The sequence below is a fragment of the Psychrobacter sp. SC65A.3 genome (genome assembly GCF_025642195.1).
GTDB lineage: Bacteria > Pseudomonadota > Gammaproteobacteria > Pseudomonadales > Moraxellaceae > Psychrobacter > Psychrobacter cryohalolentis.
Genome location: NZ_CP106752.1, coordinates 2,609,096 through 2,626,193, shown reverse-complemented (window position 1 = coordinate 2,626,193; position 17,098 = coordinate 2,609,096). Strand labels below are relative to the sequence as shown.

The following is a 17,098-nucleotide window of genomic DNA, read 5'->3' as shown; positions in this document are numbered from 1 at the left end:
TTAATCAAGGTGCGGTTTTTATCTTGTCTATTCTTCTATATCAAATTAACTTGATTGCCATTTATTAGATGTATAGTCAAAATACTCTAAAAACGCTACGGTACTGCTGGTACAAATTTTTTGCAGCCTCTGTCTGCATGGGCACAGCAAGCAAGAAAAATTGATACCAGCAGTACATAATGTGTCGATATTACTTTTCACTGACTATAGCTAGTCGGGTCTTTTAACTCAAGATTAGCGGATGCCTTAGAGTCTAATTGAGTAGGAAAAAACGTCTGTGAAATATTCTCTTTTGCTTGTTGCCAATAGTCAAACTGCTGACAAGTCGATTCAAGGTTGCCTTGCCAAGCGGGTATCTGTCCACACATGGTTTTGATGCGTTTTTGATTGGGATAGGGCAGCTCTTGCGCCGCTTTTGCTGCTTCATGAGCCGCGACGCGATCATTACAAACCAAAGCAATATCGCAGCCAGCTTCGATCGCTGCTTTGACGCGTGCACTGACATCACCCGCAGCTTTTGCCCCTGCCATAGACAAGTCATCAGAAAACAATACCCCATCAAAATTTAGCTGCTCACGAATAATGTCTTTGAGCCAAATCTTAGAAAAACCCGCTGGTTTATTATCTACTTGCGAAAAAATCACATGTGCTGGCATCAAAGCATCAAGCCAAGGCAACGTTTGCGCAAATGGCTGCATATCACTGTTCATAATCTCATCTAAGCTACGATCATCGATGGCTTCTGCAACATGCGAGTCGGGGGCTATTGCACCGTGACCAGGGAAATGCTTGCCCGTCGTTGCCATGCCAGCGGCTTTCATACCACGCATAAACTGGCTTGCTAAAGCAGTGATAGCTTGCGTCTCATGGTGGAAGCTGCGATCACCGATTACTTGGCTGATACCATCTCTATCGAGCACCGGTGCAAAGCTCAAATCAATGCCCACTGCTAATACTTCTGATGCCATCAAATAACCACAATCATATGCACAGTCTAGAGCACGATTGGGGTCTTGGTTAAATAACTCACCAAGCCCACCCATCGCTGGCAGTGGCGTAAAACCGTTACGCAATCTGGCAACGCGCCCGCCTTCTTGATCGACCCCAATCAGAATGTCAGCGTTGTGACAACGTATATCGTCACACAGCGCGCGCACTTGGGCGGCATCGGTGACGTTTCTGGCGAATAATATGACCCCACCAACTTGTGCTTGTCTAATCAAGCTGACATCTTCAGCCGTCAGCGCGGTACTATCGATATCAATCATTAAAACACCATACATTGCGTGATCCTTATGAGGTTATATATTGTTATATGCTACGGTAAACTAAAAAGTCATGAGAAATGACATCTATTATTCATCGCTATCACGGTCTTATTATGACAGTAATTACGAGTCCAGCATAATGTATCACGGGAATTCATTTGAAGGCATTTTAATACATTGACCGATATTCGTTAAATGGATACGTCTGGTTTATGTAGTAGGAAACTTGGTATGAGCGCGCGCAGCGTGTAAGATTGTTTATACAGTTTGAGACAGAGCTATATTCATGCCCATGCTAGTATTGATTGGTTTTTTAACGATAAAACCAACATAATCCTTACGCAGATATAAGCTTTTAGTGCTAGCGTAACGCATGGTTTAGTGTTAAATATAAGAGAGTAAAAATAGCTGGATTTTATGGACAGCCATTTATAGATATTTTTTGATTTTGCTAAAAACAGAGCATACTTTTCACTTAAAATAATTAGGTAGATATGATGAAAAAACAACCAGCACAGTGGTTACTCAGTGCAGCGTCAGTGGGCATCGCAGGTTTAATTCTTACCCAGAGCTACGGCACCGCAGTAGCTGACACCAATACCGAAGGTTTTAAACAGACGCCTGAGCAACAGGTTACCACGCGCCAAGTAGCGGCATTGCTGGATCGCAGTCATTATCTTAATCAGCCACTGGATACAGCGACTGGTAGCGAGATTTTGTCTATGTATATCGATAGTCTCGATCCAAACCATACGTTGTTTTTGCAATCTGATGTTGATGAGTTTAAGAAAAAGTATGCCGATGAATTTGGTGCGCGTTTAAAGCGTGGTGATTTGTCTGCTGGGGTAGAAGTATTTGAGCGCTATCGTAAACGCTCAAATGAGTATTTTGCCATGGCAAAAAAGATGCTAAAAACGGATATCAATTTGACCAGCAAGGATAACATTGTCCTTGACCGTGAAAAACTCAATCATTTTAAAACCAAAAAAGAGCAGCGCGATTATTGGGCAAGTCAGTTAAAGTTTCAGTTGATGAGTATTACTTTGGGTAAGGAAGACGAAAAAGCAAAAGAGAAAGTATTTTTAGACAACCCAGATATCACGCGCGGTCAAGATTTAGTCCGTAATGATGAGCGCACGCCAAGTGAGATTTTACTGAATCGCTTATCTCGTCAGCAAGAGCAGTTTACCCGTCTCAAAGATGATGAGATTATGGAAACCATCTTAAACACGGCGATGCTGACTTATGATCCGCACAGTAATTATTACGCGCCAATTCAAGCCAATGAGCTGCAAATACAGTCTAGCCTACAGTTAGAAGGGATAGGGGTATCTATCCGTCCTGACCGTAAAAATCCAGACTATACGCGTATTGTGACCTTAGTCGATGGCGGTCCAGCTGCTAAATCAGGTCAAATTAAGCCTAACGATTTAATTATTGGTATTGCCAAAGATGGCGAGACTATGACTGATGTGGTCGGCTGGTCAACGCGTGAAATAGTCAGTTTGATTCGTGGTAAACGCGGTACATCGGTGACGATTAAAGTTCGTCAGCCTAATACCCCTGATGCCAGCGCCCGTAATGTAACCGTGGTTCGAGATATTATTGCACAAGAAGAATCAGGCGTCACTCAGCGTGTCGTTGAAGTTCAGCGTCCAAATATCGATAAAACTCCGAAACGTATCGGTGTTCTTGAAATACCAAGTTTTTATTTGAACTACCGAGCCCGCCGTAATGGTGAAGATTATCGTAGTGTCAGTATTGATACCGAAAAAGCATTGAAAGAGTTAAATAAAAAGAATATCGATGGCTTGGTCGTTGATTTGCGCAATAATCCAGGTGGCTCACTAGATGAAGTTGCCAAGATGCTTGGCTTCTTTATTAAGAGTGGTCCGCTAGTACAGATTCGTGATAATCGTGGCAATATTCAAGTTTACCGTGATGATGACGGTGGTGAGCAGCTATATGATGGTAAGGTAGTCGTTTTGACCAATCTTGCCTCTGCGTCAGCAAGTGAGATTTTTGCTGCCGCTATCCAAGACTATGGACGTGGCTTGATAGTCGGTAGTACTACAACAGGTAAAGGCTCAGCGCAAATCCAATTAGACAGCTTGGCGCTTGGTTCTGCGACATTAACGCAGCGTAAATTCTATCGTATCACCGGTGGTAGTACGCAGAATAAAGGCGTGGTCCCTGATATTGAATTGGTCAACATCTATGACGATGCAACCTTTGGCGAGCGCGCACAGAAAAAGGCGCTGCCTTGGGATACAATTAAGACTGCACCGTATAAGCCCGAAGGTAAATTCACGTCAAATACCTTGGCGACGCTAAACCAACAGTCAAAAATCCGCCAACAAAAAAATCCGCAGTTCGTTTATTTATCAACGCTCAATGATATCCGTAATATGGAAGATGAGAAAAAACCAGTTGCGCTCGATATTAATAAACGCCGTGCCAAAATGCAGCTAATAGAAAAACGCTCCCTAGAGGCTGAGAACAAGCGTCAGATTGCAACTGGTGAGCGTCCTTATGCCAACTGGAATACTTATCAAGCGGCAATGGATGCAAAGTTTGAAGAGCGTAGTCAGATGAAGGCTGCTGAGCGTCCAGAGCTACCAGAAGATGAAGCTTTCATTAATGAAGCGGCTTATATTATGCTCAGTGCTGAGCCAACAAAGCTGAGCAGTCCTGAAGAAAAGCTATAAAAATTATTGTAAACTATTATTTATTCAGCTGCCCAAACTCTATGAAAATTACACGTAAGCATATGCTTACAAGGATTGACGTTTAGACCTCTTACTTAGTATGGGTCAATCTGCGATTATACATCTACGGCACGATTGAACTGAAAGGTTCAGAGGTACTAGGGATTGGTATCTGGAAAGTCGCATAAGGGATAGGTAGTTTGCTGATTAGGGATGATAGGGCTGGATGCCCGACCGTTATAAAATACTTCGGGATTAAGTATTGAATGACAGTAACATGGATGGTTGGTAATAAAAGCCGCATAATGCTAGTCATTATGCGGCTTTGTTACGTCTGGGCTTTGTGATACTTTAAAGGTCTTAATTTGAAGTAAGTGCAAATAAAAACCTTTAAATTTGCTCATAAAAAAGGGTCAATAGAAAAATCTACTGACCCTTTGCAACAAAGGATGGACTTCATCACTCATTGCTTATGCATCTAGCACAATAATCTCTAAGAGATTAGTGTTCAACGCCACCTGCGCCATGTACATGACCGTGGTTTAGTTCATCTTCAGTAGCAGCACGTACTTCTTGGATTTCAACATCAAAAGTCAAACGCTTGCCAGCTAGTGGATGGTTTGCATCAACAGTCACTTCTTTGTCACTGACGGCAGTCACAGTAACTAGCATCACTTGACCACCAGCTTCTGACTGAAACTGCATACCAGGCTGGATATCTTCAACGCCTTGGAAGTTGTCACGTGGTACATGCTGTACCGCTTGTTCTTGGTATTCGCCGTAACCGTCAGCAGGCTCAACAACAGCATTAACTCTTTCGCCAGCAGATTTACCTTCTAGTTGTTGCTCTAGACCTGGGATGATATTACTGTGACCATGCAAATAAGCAAGTGGTTGACCTTCTGGAGATTGGTCAAGGATATTACCTTCGTCGTCTTTTAGCGTGTAGTTAAACTTGACGGCAGTGTCTTTTGCGATAGTAGTCATAAATTATCCTAAATATGTTGATATTAAAAATTAAATACGGTTGCAATAAACCTAAAAAAGCCAATCAGCCAGCCAAATAGCCACGTCATCAGTTAATTATCATCAGTTTATTAGGGTAACTTTAGCAGTTAGCCTCTTTAATTGCGATAACTCCCATCACTTTCAAGGTTAAAACAACAAAAAATGCCAATTAATCGTGTAATTGAGCAGAATAATCCATGTTTTTAGCATATTAACCAAATACTGCCTTGCTGGTTTTAGGTTCGCCAGTTGCGTTTTTGAGCAATGACTTCTACCATAGCAATAATTATAAGGATAAAAAATATGACTTCACTCTCTCATGCTGCCAATAATCAGCCATCTAATATTAACTACCAATTCGACTTTGAGCGTTTTTTAGAGCATCTGGTTGATGTCACGCTTAGGTTTACAGCAGATACAGACGCGCCAAGCTTATGGCTACCAGCATGGATACCGGGTAGTTATTTGATGCGTGAATTTGCTCGAAATATCACCGCTGTACATTACGAGATATTGGATAAAGAATTATCGGATAACCAGATTGCGAATAACAAAAATCCTAAGTGGTATCGCGCGCAAAAAACTGATAAGCACACATGGCAATTGCCACATGCAAAAGCAGGGCAAACGATAAGCGTATATTACGAAGTATATTGTTATGATTTATCGGTACGCACGGCTTATGTCGATCAGCAGCGCTTGTACGGCAATTTTACCTCACTGGCATTGGCAGTTGCTGGGCAAGAGCAATCATCAATCCAAGTTAGCTTGATGGTACCTGAAGCCTTTTTTATTGATAAAAATAAAGAGCAAGTATTACTAGCGTGTGGACTCAAAGCTACACATTTACAAAGCGATGAGCAATATTTATATGGTGTGCAAGCGGAAAGCTATCACGAACTGATTGATTATCCGTTTGAGATTGCGATACAAGAGAAATTTGATTTTATCATTCAAGATAATCAGCATCAGACGCTGAGCCATCAATTTTTCCTCGCAGGTAAGCATAATGCCAATATGGGACGATTGCAGCAAGACCTAACTCGGATCTGCCAGACGTATCTCAATTGGTTGGGTGACGCGCCATTTAATGATTATACTTTTATGACTTATGCTAGTGGGCAAGATTATGGCGGCTTGGAGCACATCAATTCGACCAGTTTGATTACCCCACGCCGTGATTTACCTCGTATCAATGAACCAACAATGCCAAGTAGTGATTATCAGCGATTTTTAGGCTTGTGTAGTCATGAGTATTTTCATGCGTGGTGGGTCAAGACAGTTCGTCCCGATGTGATGCTAGATGTGGATTTACGCCGCGAAGCTTTTACACCTTTGCTATGGGTATTTGAAGGCTTTACCTCGTATATTGATGACTTTATGCTGCAAGCCTCAGGAGTGATTGATAAGGCAAGCTATCTAAAGTTATTGGCAGAACAAATTAATCGCTATCACCAAACGCCAGGTCGCGCACAGCAAAGTGTGGCAGAATCGAGCTTTGATGCGTGGATTAAGCTGTATCGCAACGATGAAAATACTGGCAATGCGGGTATCAGTTACTACAATAAAGGAGCTTTAGTGGCGTTATGTCTAGATTTAACGCTACTAGAAAAGAGCGCGGGACGTTATCGTTTATTTGATGTGGTCAAAGCTTTTTATGAACAAGCGAAGCAAAATGATAATCAGCGCGTCGGGATCAGTAGTGCCGATATGGGGACTGTCATTGGGCAGTTTATACCATTAGCGGATTGGGAAGATTTTGAGCGCTGCTATGTTAATGGCGTTGAAGAGTTGCCTCTGAAATCGTTGTTAGCCGCTAACGGTATTCAGTTACATAGCAATACCAAAGAGACCGCTGATAAACATGTACCGTGGGGCATGAGATGTGCTGAAACGCCAATAGGACTCAAGGTCAGTAAGGTAGCGCGCGCGAGCGCCGCGGCAAAAGCTGGACTCTCAGCACATGATGTTATTATCGCAATTGATGGTATCAAAGCAGATAACAAACAACTAGCACTATTCAATGATGCATCACACGACATTGAATGCCATTTGTTTCGCCGTGATGAGCTGATGACGGTTAAGGTTGTACCGAAAGTCGATACAGATGAGAGTGATGGTTTAGATAAAGTCTTTCCACATAGTATTAGCTTGCGTTTAGAAAAGGCTAATACAGATGATGAAAATAAGATAAATGAATTAAAAACAGAAAGTGCTTGGTTAGATGTGATGAGCGGTGCTCAGTCATAGTAATTTGGCTGTCACACGTAGTTGAGTGCTCTACAAAGACAGTAGCTACTATAAAATTAGCAGCTATTAAAAAGCCCATACTAAACAATGATGCTTAGTATGGGCTTTGTGTTGTACACTTAAAATTTAAGCATTAGGTTTTGTGGTTTTGGCAACCTCTACGGCTTCTTTCTGGTTTGCAGAAGTATCTTGATCGGTAGCATTGCTTGCATCTTTTTCTGCATTAACTAACGTTTTTGCAATCCATTCTTGTAACCATATAATTTCAGGCTGCTGGACATCAATGATGTCTTGTGCCAATTTACGCATTTCTTTATCAGTACCATATTGGAGCTGTATCATTGCCATATCTACCGCGCCGCGATGATGAGGCAGCATACCACGTGCAAATGCCATATCTGGTATAGGGTTTGCGATGCCAGTCATCATGTCGTCATGCATGGCTTGCATGCCTGCCGTATAAGCTTGTTGCATTACTTGGGTATTGGGCTTTGGCTTGGGCGCATCAGGGTGGCTAGCAAGCCATTTATTTATAATATCAATCTCAAGCTGCTGTGAGTCAATGATGTCTTTTGCCAGCTTACGCATCGTCTCATCAGTACCGTATTTAAGCTCAATCTTTGCCATATCTACTGCACCATGATGATGCCCAAGCATACTCTTTGCAAAGGCTGTATCAGGATCATTATAAGCCATACCTACCATCATCTCATTATGCATATCAGTCATAGACTTCGTATAGTCTTTAAATATGTCCGTCATTGGCATCTCATCTGGCGTAGTATCAGCAGTCATCATATCGTGAGCATCCATATCTTCATGGTTGTCAACTTGCTCTGCTACGACCGGTGCATCGTCTTGCCCTGTATTCACCTCAACATCATCTGATGCTGGCTGGCAAGCACTTATTAATAGCGCAGCAGACACGCCAGTAGCAAACAAGGCAAAACGATGAAAAGCAGTCATGACATATCCTTACCATAAATTGAACAAGAAGCTTAGCAAAAAAGCATATGAATCATATAGAGCACATAGCTAAATGTTAACAGATAAATCTTACTCTTTCGAGACGCTATGTTTAAGATGTCGTAATATAGTGATCTTAAATAAAAAAGCTATCTTAAGTACAGCTTTACTCAGGTATTATGATAGCTAACCTATGACGCCAAGTTTTCGGCATTGCTCACTATTTAAATGAATGCGTACAAACTCACCAACGCCCAACTCTCCAAGCTCAAATCCTGCCACTGACCAGCGTATCAAGCGTAAGCAAGGCAGCCCTACATGCGCAGTCATACGCCTCACTTGGCGATTTTTGCCTTCATAAATAGTCAGCATCAACCATGACGTTGGGATATTTTTACGCTCACGAATAGGCGGATCACGCTCCCATAATGTAATCGGCAAGTCGACTTCATCCACCAATACTGCAGAGGCAGGCAATGTCTTACCGTCTTTCAAGACCACGCCTGACGCCAGCGCCTTTAATTGGACAGAAGTGACCATGCCTTCTACTTGCACCAAATAAGTCTTACCTTGTTTTTGTTTGTTTTGCGCAAAGCCCTTTGCAGATGGTGGCTGCGTGATGGCTTTATTAATGCGTCCATCACTGGTCAAGATCAGTAGCCCCTCTGAGGTAGCATCAAGTCGACCAGCGATACGGAGTGACTTGTCCGTGAAATATTCTGATAGAGTAGTATGGTCATTATTGCTGTCATCACGGAATTGACTTTGTACTCCGTAAGGCTTATTAAACAAAATCAGGCTAGAGCTGGACATAAAATAGCGTTTCCCAAAAATAAAATGGCGGATAGCAGGGCATATACTATAAGAATTAATATACGAGTAAAGCCTAAAGGTAGAGGCGTGTTTTACCTTAAGTTTATCGTATTGTACAAACATTTATAATGCTGTCATCACCATGATAAAACAGCTAGCATAACAGAATGCCAAGGACGCTTAAAACACATAATACCTATCAAGGAGTATCACCTCATGTCATATAACAAGGTTATCGTACCAATAAACGGCGAAAAAATAACCGTAAATGCTGATTTATCCTTCAATATTCCAAATCATCCGATCATTCCCTTTATCGAAGGCGATGGCATCGGCGTTGATATCACACCTGTCATGATTGAAGTGATTGATGCGGCAGTTGAAAAAGCTTATAAAGGCAAAAAGTCCATCGTTTGGATGGAGACCTATTGCGGTGAAAAAGCCTCTAAAATTTATGACGGCGAATTTATGCCAGAAGAGACGCTTGATGTGTTGCGTGATTATGTCATCAGTATAAAAGGTCCGCTGACCACGCCAGTTGGCGGTGGTATGCGCTCGCTGAACGTGGCAATGCGACAAGAGCTTGATTTGTACGTTTGTCAGCGTCCTGTACGTTGGTTCGAAGGCGTTCCAAGTCCTGTCCAGCATCCTGAGTTGACTAATATGATTATTTTCCGCGAGAACTCAGAAGATATCTATGCCGGTATCGAGTGGAAAGCAGGCAGTGAGGATGCCAAAAAAGTCATTAAGTTTTTAAAAGAAGAGATGGGCGTGACACAGATTCGCTTTTCAGAAGATTGTGGCATTGGTATCAAGCCAGTATCAAAAGAGGGCTCACAGCGTTTGATTTGTAAAGCCATTCAGCACGCCATCGACAATGACTTGCCTAATGTGACGCTTGTGCATAAAGGCAATATTATGAAGTTCACTGAAGGCGCTTTTAAAGAGTGGGGATATGAGGCTGCTACTGAGTGCTTTGGTGCTCAATTACTAGATGGTGGCCCTTGGATGACGATAACAAATCCTAAGACGGGTCATAAGATTGTGATTAAAGATGTGATTGCGGATGCGTTTTTGCAGCAAATCTTGATGCGTCCAGCTGACTACTCAGTGATTGCGACATTAAATCTAAACGGCGACTACATCTCTGACGCGCTAGCCGCGCAAGTCGGTGGTATCGGTATTGCTCCGGGTGCTAATAAAGGAGTTGCTATTGCCGTATATGAGGCAACCCATGGTACAGCGCCAAAGTACGCTGGACAAAACAAAGTTAATCCGGGTTCGCTTATTTTATCAGCTGAGATGATGCTACGTGATATGGGCTGGACAGAGGCCGCTGACTTGGTCATCGAAGGTATCCAAGGTGCTATCAAAAATAAGACCGTGACCTACGATTTTGAACGCTTGATGCCGGATGCCACCTTACTGAGTACCTCTGAGTTTGGTAAAGCAATCATTAAACATATGAATGGGTAAGAAAATGATGTCTTTTACATAATGTCTTGTAAATAGCTTTTGACATAAAAATTCCTCATTAATAAAAGACAAAAAAACACCCCAAAATCTAAGATATTTGGGGTGTTTTTTTTACGCTAATGTCACTTCTATAAATTAACTTTTATAAGATGAGTTAACTATAATGAAGCAATGGCATTATTGAACAAAGTGCTAGGACGCATTGCTTGCTCAGCCAATGCTTCATCCGCTAGGTAATAGCCTTTAAGATCCATAGGCTTACCTTGAGCATCATTTAGCTCTTTGATAATAGCTGCTTCATTGCTCTCAAGATTCTGCGCAAGTGCGGTAAATTGCGCTTTTAGCTCGCTGTCTTGATCTTGAGCAGCAAGCTCTTGTGCCCAATACATCGCAAGATAGAAATGACTACCACGATTGTCAAGCTCACCGGTTTTGCGTGATGGGGACTTGTCATTCAATAACAGCTTTTCAGTTGCTCTATCTAAGGTATCAGCCAATACTTGAGCTTTAGGGTTGTTGTCATTCTGTGCTAAATGCTCTAGCGACACAGTCAATGCCAAGAACTCACCCAAAGAATCCCAACGTAAGTGGTTTTCTTCAACCAATTGTTGTACATGCTTTGGTGCTGAACCGCCAGCGCCTGTTTCAAACAAACCGCCGCCTTTCATTAATGGAACCACTGACAACATCTTAGCACTGGTGCCCAATTCTAAAATCGGGAATAAGTCAGTGAGATAATCACGTAAGATATTACCAGTAGCAGAAATCGTATCAAGACCACGAGCAACGCGCTCTAAGGTATAACGCATGGCACGAACTTGTGACATGGTTTCGATATGTAGACCAGTGGTATCATGATCTTTTAGATACATTTTTACCTTTTTGATCAGCTCGTTTTCGTGTGGACGATACGGGTCTAACCAAAAGATAACTGGCGTATCAGATTCGCGTGCACGGCGTACTGCAAGCTTGACCCAATCTTGGATAGGCTCATCTTTAACCTGACACATGCGCCAGATATCACCTTTTTCAACACGCTGTTCAAGCAAGATCTCATTTGTTTCTTCGTCAACAATACGAGCAATACCGTTATCGCTCGCTTCAAAAGTCTTGTCGTGTGAGCCATATTCTTCCGCTTTTTGAGCCATTAGACCGACGTTAGGTACTGTACCCATCGTTGTTGGATCAAAGTTGCCATGCCATTTACAGAAATTGATCATTTCTTGATAAATGCGGGCAAAGGTAGATTCTGGCATGACGGCTTTACAGTCATATAGTTTACCATCAGCACCCCACATTTTGCCGCCGTTACGAATCATAGCTGGCATGGATGCATCAACGATGATGTCACTTGGCGAATGGAAGTTGGTGATGCCTTTTGATGAATCAACCATCGCCAAACGTGGACGGTGGACTTGGCAAGCATGTAGATCACGCTCAATCTCTTCACGCAAACTGGCTGGCAACTCGGCAATTTTTTCATACAAACTTGCCATGCCGTTATTAACATTGACACCTAGCTCGTCAAATAATGCGCCATGCTTTTGGAAAGCATCTTTATAGTAGATTCTAACCGCATGACCGAAGACGATAGGGTGTGATACTTTCATCATGGTCGCTTTTACATGCAACGAGAATAAGATACCAGCTTCACGGCAGTCTTCCATTTCACGCTCATAAAAATCAAGCAGTGATTTTTTGCTCATAAACATAAGATCGATGACTTCTTTATCAAGCAAAGCGATGCCTGTTTTGAATACATTGACAGTGCCATCGTCCGCTAAGCGTTCCATACGTACAGTACGTGCTTTATCTAAAGTGATAGATTGCTCGCCATCATAGAAGTCGCCGCTGTGCATATGTGATACATGCGTTTGTGACCATTGTTTCCATTCACCCATAGAATGCGGATGTTTGCGTGCGTAGTTTTTGACCGCTTTTGGTGCGCGGCGATCTGAGTTACCTTCACGAAGTACAGGGTTTACCGAGCTGCCTAGACTTTTGCCATAACGCAGACGAATCGATTTTTCTTCGTCAGTTTTTGGGTCATCTGGAAAATCAGGAATAGCGTAGCCTTTACCTTGTAGTTCTTTAATAGCTGCTTTCAACTGTTGAACAGAAGCACTGATATTTGGCAATTTGATGATGTTGGTGTTTGGATCTTGTGTCAGACGACCTAGCTCAGCTAAGTTATCAGGAACGCGTTGCTCTTCACTTAAAAACTCAGGGAATTCAGCCAATACACGCGCAGCAACTGAGATATCACTGGTGTCAACTTCAATGCCTGCTGTGTGAGTAAATGCTTTGACAATAGGCAAGAATGATAGGGTTGCAAGCGCTGGGGCTTCGTCGGTTTTTGTATAAATAATTTTTGACATTGTAGTAGAGTATTCCTTTATGTTGTCATTAATAAGGGGAGTAAGGCTTGGATCTTATTTCATCGCTTTATGCAGCCTTCATACCATAATGAGTGATGGCGCTAAATTAAGCACATCAAGTGTCACTTTTGCAATCATACAAAAATATATTTAAACAGTTTGACGCATTTAAATAGTTTCGAGACTGCCTGTTGACCTTATTTTGCAAAACTATCTTTTGGAGGCTGTTTTAACCTTTATGACAAACTTACCGCCAAAAGAGGGGTTGAACGATTGGGTAACACTGCCTGACGATACATGACAGTCGATATATTATAGTTCATCCACTATAAATCCGATATGATGTCAATCTCGTATGTTGAACTAAGTATACTATTTCGCTCATATCTCATCTATATGAATTATATTAAGCTAATAATACTCTTATTCTATCAGTCATCAAGATTGATATCATCTTTTCCATGTAATTTGCCTGTTTTTAATGGCAGTTTTTATTACGTATGGCATCAAAGTTTTTGTTTCTCTCACACTAGTACGGCATCATTTCTTAAACGGTATCAATAATCCTATAACGGTTATATAAAATTCTTGCAAATTGTGACAGCAAAAAAATGCCAATTTGATAGGCTATATGATCAAGAAAAGTCATCAAAAAAAACAGTGTACTGATTATGAATTTACAATATGCGTTACTGAACGATATCAGTTGGCAAAGCCTAAGTGAGTGGCAAACGCCAGACACCCCTTTTATGTCATTTGCCTTTTGGCAAGCGCTTAGTGACACTGGCGCGATTGGCGAAGAGGCTGGCTGGTTACCTATTTATATATTAGTGCACCGTGTAGATGCCGATGATGATTTTGTAGTACAGAAAAATTTGTCTTCTGTAGAAGCTTCTATAAAGGTGAAGCAGCCGGTTGCCGTGATGCCCGTATTTATTAAAGGTCATCACCAAGGGGAATTTGTATTTGACCATTCATGGGCGCAAGCTTATGCGCAGTATGGTCTCGACTATTATCCGCGTTTGGTAACGAGCGCCCCTTATACGCCTATTACTGGGCAGCGTTTATGGTTGGCAAAGGGTGAGACGCTCGATGCTGACATTATAAAGACCGCTATTGCAGGGGTGGATGATATTGCGCAGCAAGTAGATGCTTCTGGCTGGCATGGGCTATTTGTCACACCTGAGATGGCTGCTATGGCTAACGCATCGCTGCCGACTGATATTGATATAGAAATGGCGCTTAAAACCCAAGCAAATGGTGTAGCGGCAAAACCGATTGAGTTACCGATACTTGAGCGTCAAGGTTGCCAATTTTTATGGCAGAATAAAAATCTAACTCAAAATAATCAGCTGTTCACAGATTTTGAAGCATTTTTGACCACGCTTAAAGCCAAAAAACGTAAAACCATTCGGGCTGAGCGCAGAAAAGTTGCTGAGCAAGGTATTACGTGCCAGCGAAAATGCGGTGATGACATTACCGAGTCCGACTGGAAGACTTTTTATCATTGTTATGTAATGACTTATGCGGTACGTGGGCAGCAGCCTTATTTGACCATGGATTTTTTTAAAGCATTAGCGCAACATATGGCTGAGCATTTAATGCTCGCACAAGCACTTGATGCCAACGGTGAGATTATCGCGAGCAGTCTGTTTTTATATGATAAGCCTGACAATAAAACGGCAACTTTGTACGGTCGTTATTGGGGAGCGCTTGGTGAGTATGATAGCTTGCATTTTGAGCTGTGCTATTATCAAGGTATTGAGTTTGCCATCGCGCAAGGCTTGCACTATTTCGACCCAGGAACGCAAGGCGAGCATAAGCTGATTCGTGGCTTTATTCCAACAGCTACCCACTCACTGCACCGTATTTATGATGCGCGTTTTGTGCCAGCGATTGCTGATTTTTGCCGCAAAGATCGGCTACAGATGTCGCAATATCGAGAGCAGGCATTTGAAGCTTTACCATTTAATATTGATAATATGCCAATGTTTGATAACAATGAATAACCTTATCTTTTAACCATCTTCTACTTAATAAAGTACATATTAGCCGTAAACTATGACCTCTCATCTTTCTTGCATAACCAATTCATTACCTCCAACTGAGCTATTACCTTGGCTAAATATCGAAGGCTCTCTTACTGCCTTGCTTGAGGTAAAAGCTGGGCGGCCATTACTCGTAGAACGCAGATTTGAGGGCTATCGGTTATTGTCTTTAGCACAAAAAAAACAATTGGGTATCAAAGGGGCAGCGCTTAGTCATCCACGGCTGGCTTGGGTCCGTGAGGTATATTTATACGGGAATGACGAGTTACCATGGGTACAGGCGCAAAGCCTGTTTCCGTTATCAAGTCTAAAAGGCAGTGCCAGACGTCTACAGCAACTAAAAAGCACACCCATAGGTTATGTATTGTTTAATCGCAGTCGCACCTTGCCCAATCAGCGCTGTATCAAATATACGGCAGATGGCTGGCAACGGCAGACGCTTTATGATTGGCACGGTCGTTCTTTACTCATTAGTGAGACCTTTTTGCCACGGTTCTGTGAAAAACAATTAGATATTTAAGTACTTCATCAGAAAATTAAAACAACCAATTAATTAGCCAACTATTTTCCACTTTATTATTCAGATAAGTTTTTAGTGAATAAATTTACTGCTTCTATTTAGAGGATATATTGATAAGTTACTGAAAAAAATAGATTTAAATATAGAGAATTTTGCCCTGTCGTCTACTAAAAATAAGCTGATATTTTTTTGCGCTCGCAACATAAAGTTTCATGTTACACTTAAACTTTAGCGAGAATATCGATGCAAAAGAGTATCGAATTTATCCTTAAAACTGCAAGCTAATGATAAGCTCATGCCTTTTGCTTGCCTATTTCAAACTTCTTTTGCTACTCGCTTCTTTCAACGACCGTTATTACTAATAAACGTCACCACTTAGGACTTTACTATGTTTAAAGATATCTCTATCAAAGATTTTGATCCAGTACTTGCTGAAGCTATGGCTGCTGAAAGCGTTCGTCAAGAGAACCATATTGAGCTTATCGCTTCAGAAAACTACTGCTCACAAGCAGTGATGGAAGCGCAGGGTACTGATTTGACCAACAAATACGCTGAAGGCTATCCTGGTAAGCGCTATTACGGTGGTTGTGAGCATGTTGACGTCGTTGAGCAACTAGCTATCGACCGTGCGAAAGAATTGTTTGGTGCAGAATATGTGAACGTACAGCCACACTCTGGTAGCCAAGCAAACTCTGCTGTCTTTTTAGCATTGCTTGAAGCCAATGATACTGTGCTTGGCATGAGTTTAGATGCTGGTGGTCACTTGACTCATGGCGCGCACATCAACTTCTCAGGTCTAAACTACAATGCAGTACAGTATGGTTTGGTCGAAGGCACTGGTCTTATCGATTATGACCAAGTTGAGAGCTTGGCAAAAGAGCATAAGCCTAAAATGATCATCGCTGGTTTTTCAGCGTATTCACAAGTAGTTGATTGGGCACGTTTCCGTGAAATCGCTGACGAAGTAGGCGCTTACTTGCTAGTGGATATGGCTCACGTTGCTGGTCTTATCGCTGGTGGCGTTTACCCAAGCCCAGTACCGTTTGCTGATGTGGTGACCACGACTACGCACAAAACCTTACGTGGCCCACGTTCAGGTATGATTCTTGCTCGTGATGAAGTACTTGCTAAAAAGCTCAATTCTGCCGTATTCCCAGGCAACCAAGGTGGACCGTTGATGCATGTCATCGCGGCAAAAGCAGTTTGCTTTAAAGAAGCATTAGAAGAGAACTTCAAAACCTATCAGCAGCAAGTGGTTAAAAACGCTCAAGCCATGGCAAAAGTCATTCAAGATCGCGGTTATGAAATTATCTCTGGTGGCACTGAAAACCATCTGATGCTTATCAGCTTAGTTAAGCAAGAGATGACCGGTAAAGAAGCGGATAAATGGTTGGGTGACGCACACATTACGGTCAATAAAAACGCCGTACCAAACGATCCAAAATCTCCGTTTGTGACTTCTGGTATCCGTATTGGTACACCAGCGATTACCACTCGCGGCTTCAACGAAGCACAAGCAGGTGATTTGGCAGGTTGGATTTGTGATGTTCTTGACAGCCGTGGCGATGAAGCAGTGACTGCTGAAGTCCGTGGCAAAGTAGAAGCGATCTGTAAAGAGCTTCCTGTCTATGCTAAAAACCAGTAATTTCTGATTAATTGGTTT

11 protein-coding genes are annotated in these 17,098 nt (G+C 42.1%); 6 read left to right on the top strand and 5 right to left on the bottom strand.

Annotated elements, in window-relative coordinates:
• Positions 1–197: 197 nt before the first annotated feature.
• Positions 198–1,283: a beta-N-acetylhexosaminidase gene (nagZ, locus tag OEG80_RS11105; protein ID WP_263240863.1), complete on the bottom strand. Its 1,086-nt coding sequence runs from the start codon at positions 1,281–1,283 to the stop codon at positions 198–200.
• Between the two features lie 482 nt (positions 1,284–1,765).
• On the opposite strand from nagZ, the gene OEG80_RS11100 reads away from it, so the two are divergent.
• The gene (locus OEG80_RS11100; RefSeq protein ID WP_263240862.1) at positions 1,766–3,976 is read left to right on the top strand and encodes a carboxy terminal-processing peptidase; all 2,211 of its coding nucleotides are present in this window, start codon (positions 1,766–1,768) and stop codon (positions 3,974–3,976) included.
• A gap of 501 nt (positions 3,977–4,477) precedes the next feature.
• Here OEG80_RS11100 and OEG80_RS11095 read toward each other — a convergent pair.
• Positions 4,478–4,963: an FKBP-type peptidyl-prolyl cis-trans isomerase gene (locus tag OEG80_RS11095; RefSeq protein WP_011279591.1), complete on the bottom strand. Its 486-nt coding sequence runs from the start codon at positions 4,961–4,963 to the stop codon at positions 4,478–4,480.
• A 324-nt stretch (positions 4,964–5,287) separates the two neighbouring features.
• On the opposite strand from OEG80_RS11095, the gene OEG80_RS11090 reads away from it, so the two are divergent.
• Positions 5,288–7,234, top strand: coding sequence for a M61 family metallopeptidase (locus OEG80_RS11090; RefSeq protein ID WP_263240860.1), 1,947 nt, complete (start codon positions 5,288–5,290; stop codon positions 7,232–7,234).
• A gap of 126 nt (positions 7,235–7,360) precedes the next feature.
• Here the strand turns inward: OEG80_RS11090 and copM are convergent, their stop codons facing one another.
• Entirely contained in the window at positions 7,361–8,200 is an 840-nt protein-coding gene (copM, locus tag OEG80_RS11085; protein ID WP_263240859.1) for a CopM family metallochaperone, read from the bottom strand.
• A gap of 186 nt (positions 8,201–8,386) precedes the next feature.
• Positions 8,387–9,013 carry an rRNA large subunit pseudouridine synthase E gene (locus OEG80_RS11080; RefSeq protein WP_263240858.1) on the bottom strand — a complete coding sequence of 209 codons (627 nt, stop codon included), beginning with the start codon at positions 9,011–9,013 and terminating at the stop codon, positions 8,387–8,389.
• A 216-nt stretch (positions 9,014–9,229) separates the two neighbouring features.
• Between OEG80_RS11080 and icd the strand changes: the two genes are divergently transcribed.
• A complete protein-coding gene (icd, locus tag OEG80_RS11075) occupies positions 9,230–10,489 on the top strand; it encodes an NADP-dependent isocitrate dehydrogenase (RefSeq protein WP_263240857.1) in 1,260 nt (419 codons plus the stop codon).
• A gap of 158 nt (positions 10,490–10,647) precedes the next feature.
• Here the strand turns inward: icd and OEG80_RS11070 are convergent, their stop codons facing one another.
• Positions 10,648–12,867, bottom strand: coding sequence for an NADP-dependent isocitrate dehydrogenase (locus tag OEG80_RS11070; protein ID WP_263240856.1), 2,220 nt, complete (start codon positions 12,865–12,867; stop codon positions 10,648–10,650).
• A gap of 671 nt (positions 12,868–13,538) precedes the next feature.
• On the opposite strand from OEG80_RS11070, the gene OEG80_RS11065 reads away from it, so the two are divergent.
• The 3 genes from OEG80_RS11065 (at position 13,539) to glyA (ending at position 17,080) form a co-directional block, all read left to right on the top strand.
• Positions 13,539–14,876, top strand: a complete 1,338-nt coding sequence (locus OEG80_RS11065; protein WP_263240855.1) for a GNAT family N-acetyltransferase — start codon at positions 13,539–13,541, stop codon at positions 14,874–14,876.
• A gap of 52 nt (positions 14,877–14,928) precedes the next feature.
• Positions 14,929–15,435 carry a chorismate--pyruvate lyase family protein gene (locus OEG80_RS11060; RefSeq protein WP_263240853.1) on the top strand — a complete coding sequence of 169 codons (507 nt, stop codon included), beginning with the start codon at positions 14,929–14,931 and terminating at the stop codon, positions 15,433–15,435.
• 388 nt (positions 15,436–15,823) lie between these two features.
• Positions 15,824–17,080 carry a serine hydroxymethyltransferase gene (gene glyA, locus OEG80_RS11055; RefSeq protein WP_011512688.1) on the top strand — a complete coding sequence of 419 codons (1,257 nt, stop codon included), beginning with the start codon at positions 15,824–15,826 and terminating at the stop codon, positions 17,078–17,080.
• The last annotated feature ends 18 nt before the right edge of the window (positions 17,081–17,098 follow it).

Excerpts from the sequence above, each read along its gene's own strand:
- nagZ (WP_263240863.1), bottom strand. The coding sequence starts at position 1,283 with ATGTATGGTGTTTTAATGATTGATATCGATAGTACCGCGCTGACGGCT.
- OEG80_RS11100 (WP_263240862.1), top strand. The coding sequence starts at position 1,766 with ATGAAAAAACAACCAGCACAGTGGTTACTCAGTGCAGCGTCAGTGGGC.
- OEG80_RS11095 (WP_011279591.1), bottom strand. The coding sequence starts at position 4,963 with ATGACTACTATCGCAAAAGACACTGCCGTCAAGTTTAACTACACGCTA.
- OEG80_RS11090 (WP_263240860.1), top strand. The coding sequence starts at position 5,288 with ATGACTTCACTCTCTCATGCTGCCAATAATCAGCCATCTAATATTAAC.
- copM (WP_263240859.1), bottom strand. The coding sequence starts at position 8,200 with ATGACTGCTTTTCATCGTTTTGCCTTGTTTGCTACTGGCGTGTCTGCT.
- OEG80_RS11080 (WP_263240858.1), bottom strand. The coding sequence starts at position 9,013 with ATGTCCAGCTCTAGCCTGATTTTGTTTAATAAGCCTTACGGAGTACAA.
- icd (WP_263240857.1), top strand. The coding sequence starts at position 9,230 with ATGTCATATAACAAGGTTATCGTACCAATAAACGGCGAAAAAATAACC.
- OEG80_RS11070 (WP_263240856.1), bottom strand. The coding sequence starts at position 12,867 with ATGTCAAAAATTATTTATACAAAAACCGACGAAGCCCCAGCGCTTGCA.
- OEG80_RS11065 (WP_263240855.1), top strand. The coding sequence starts at position 13,539 with ATGAATTTACAATATGCGTTACTGAACGATATCAGTTGGCAAAGCCTA.
- OEG80_RS11060 (WP_263240853.1), top strand. The coding sequence starts at position 14,929 with ATGACCTCTCATCTTTCTTGCATAACCAATTCATTACCTCCAACTGAG.
- glyA (WP_011512688.1), top strand. The coding sequence starts at position 15,824 with ATGTTTAAAGATATCTCTATCAAAGATTTTGATCCAGTACTTGCTGAA.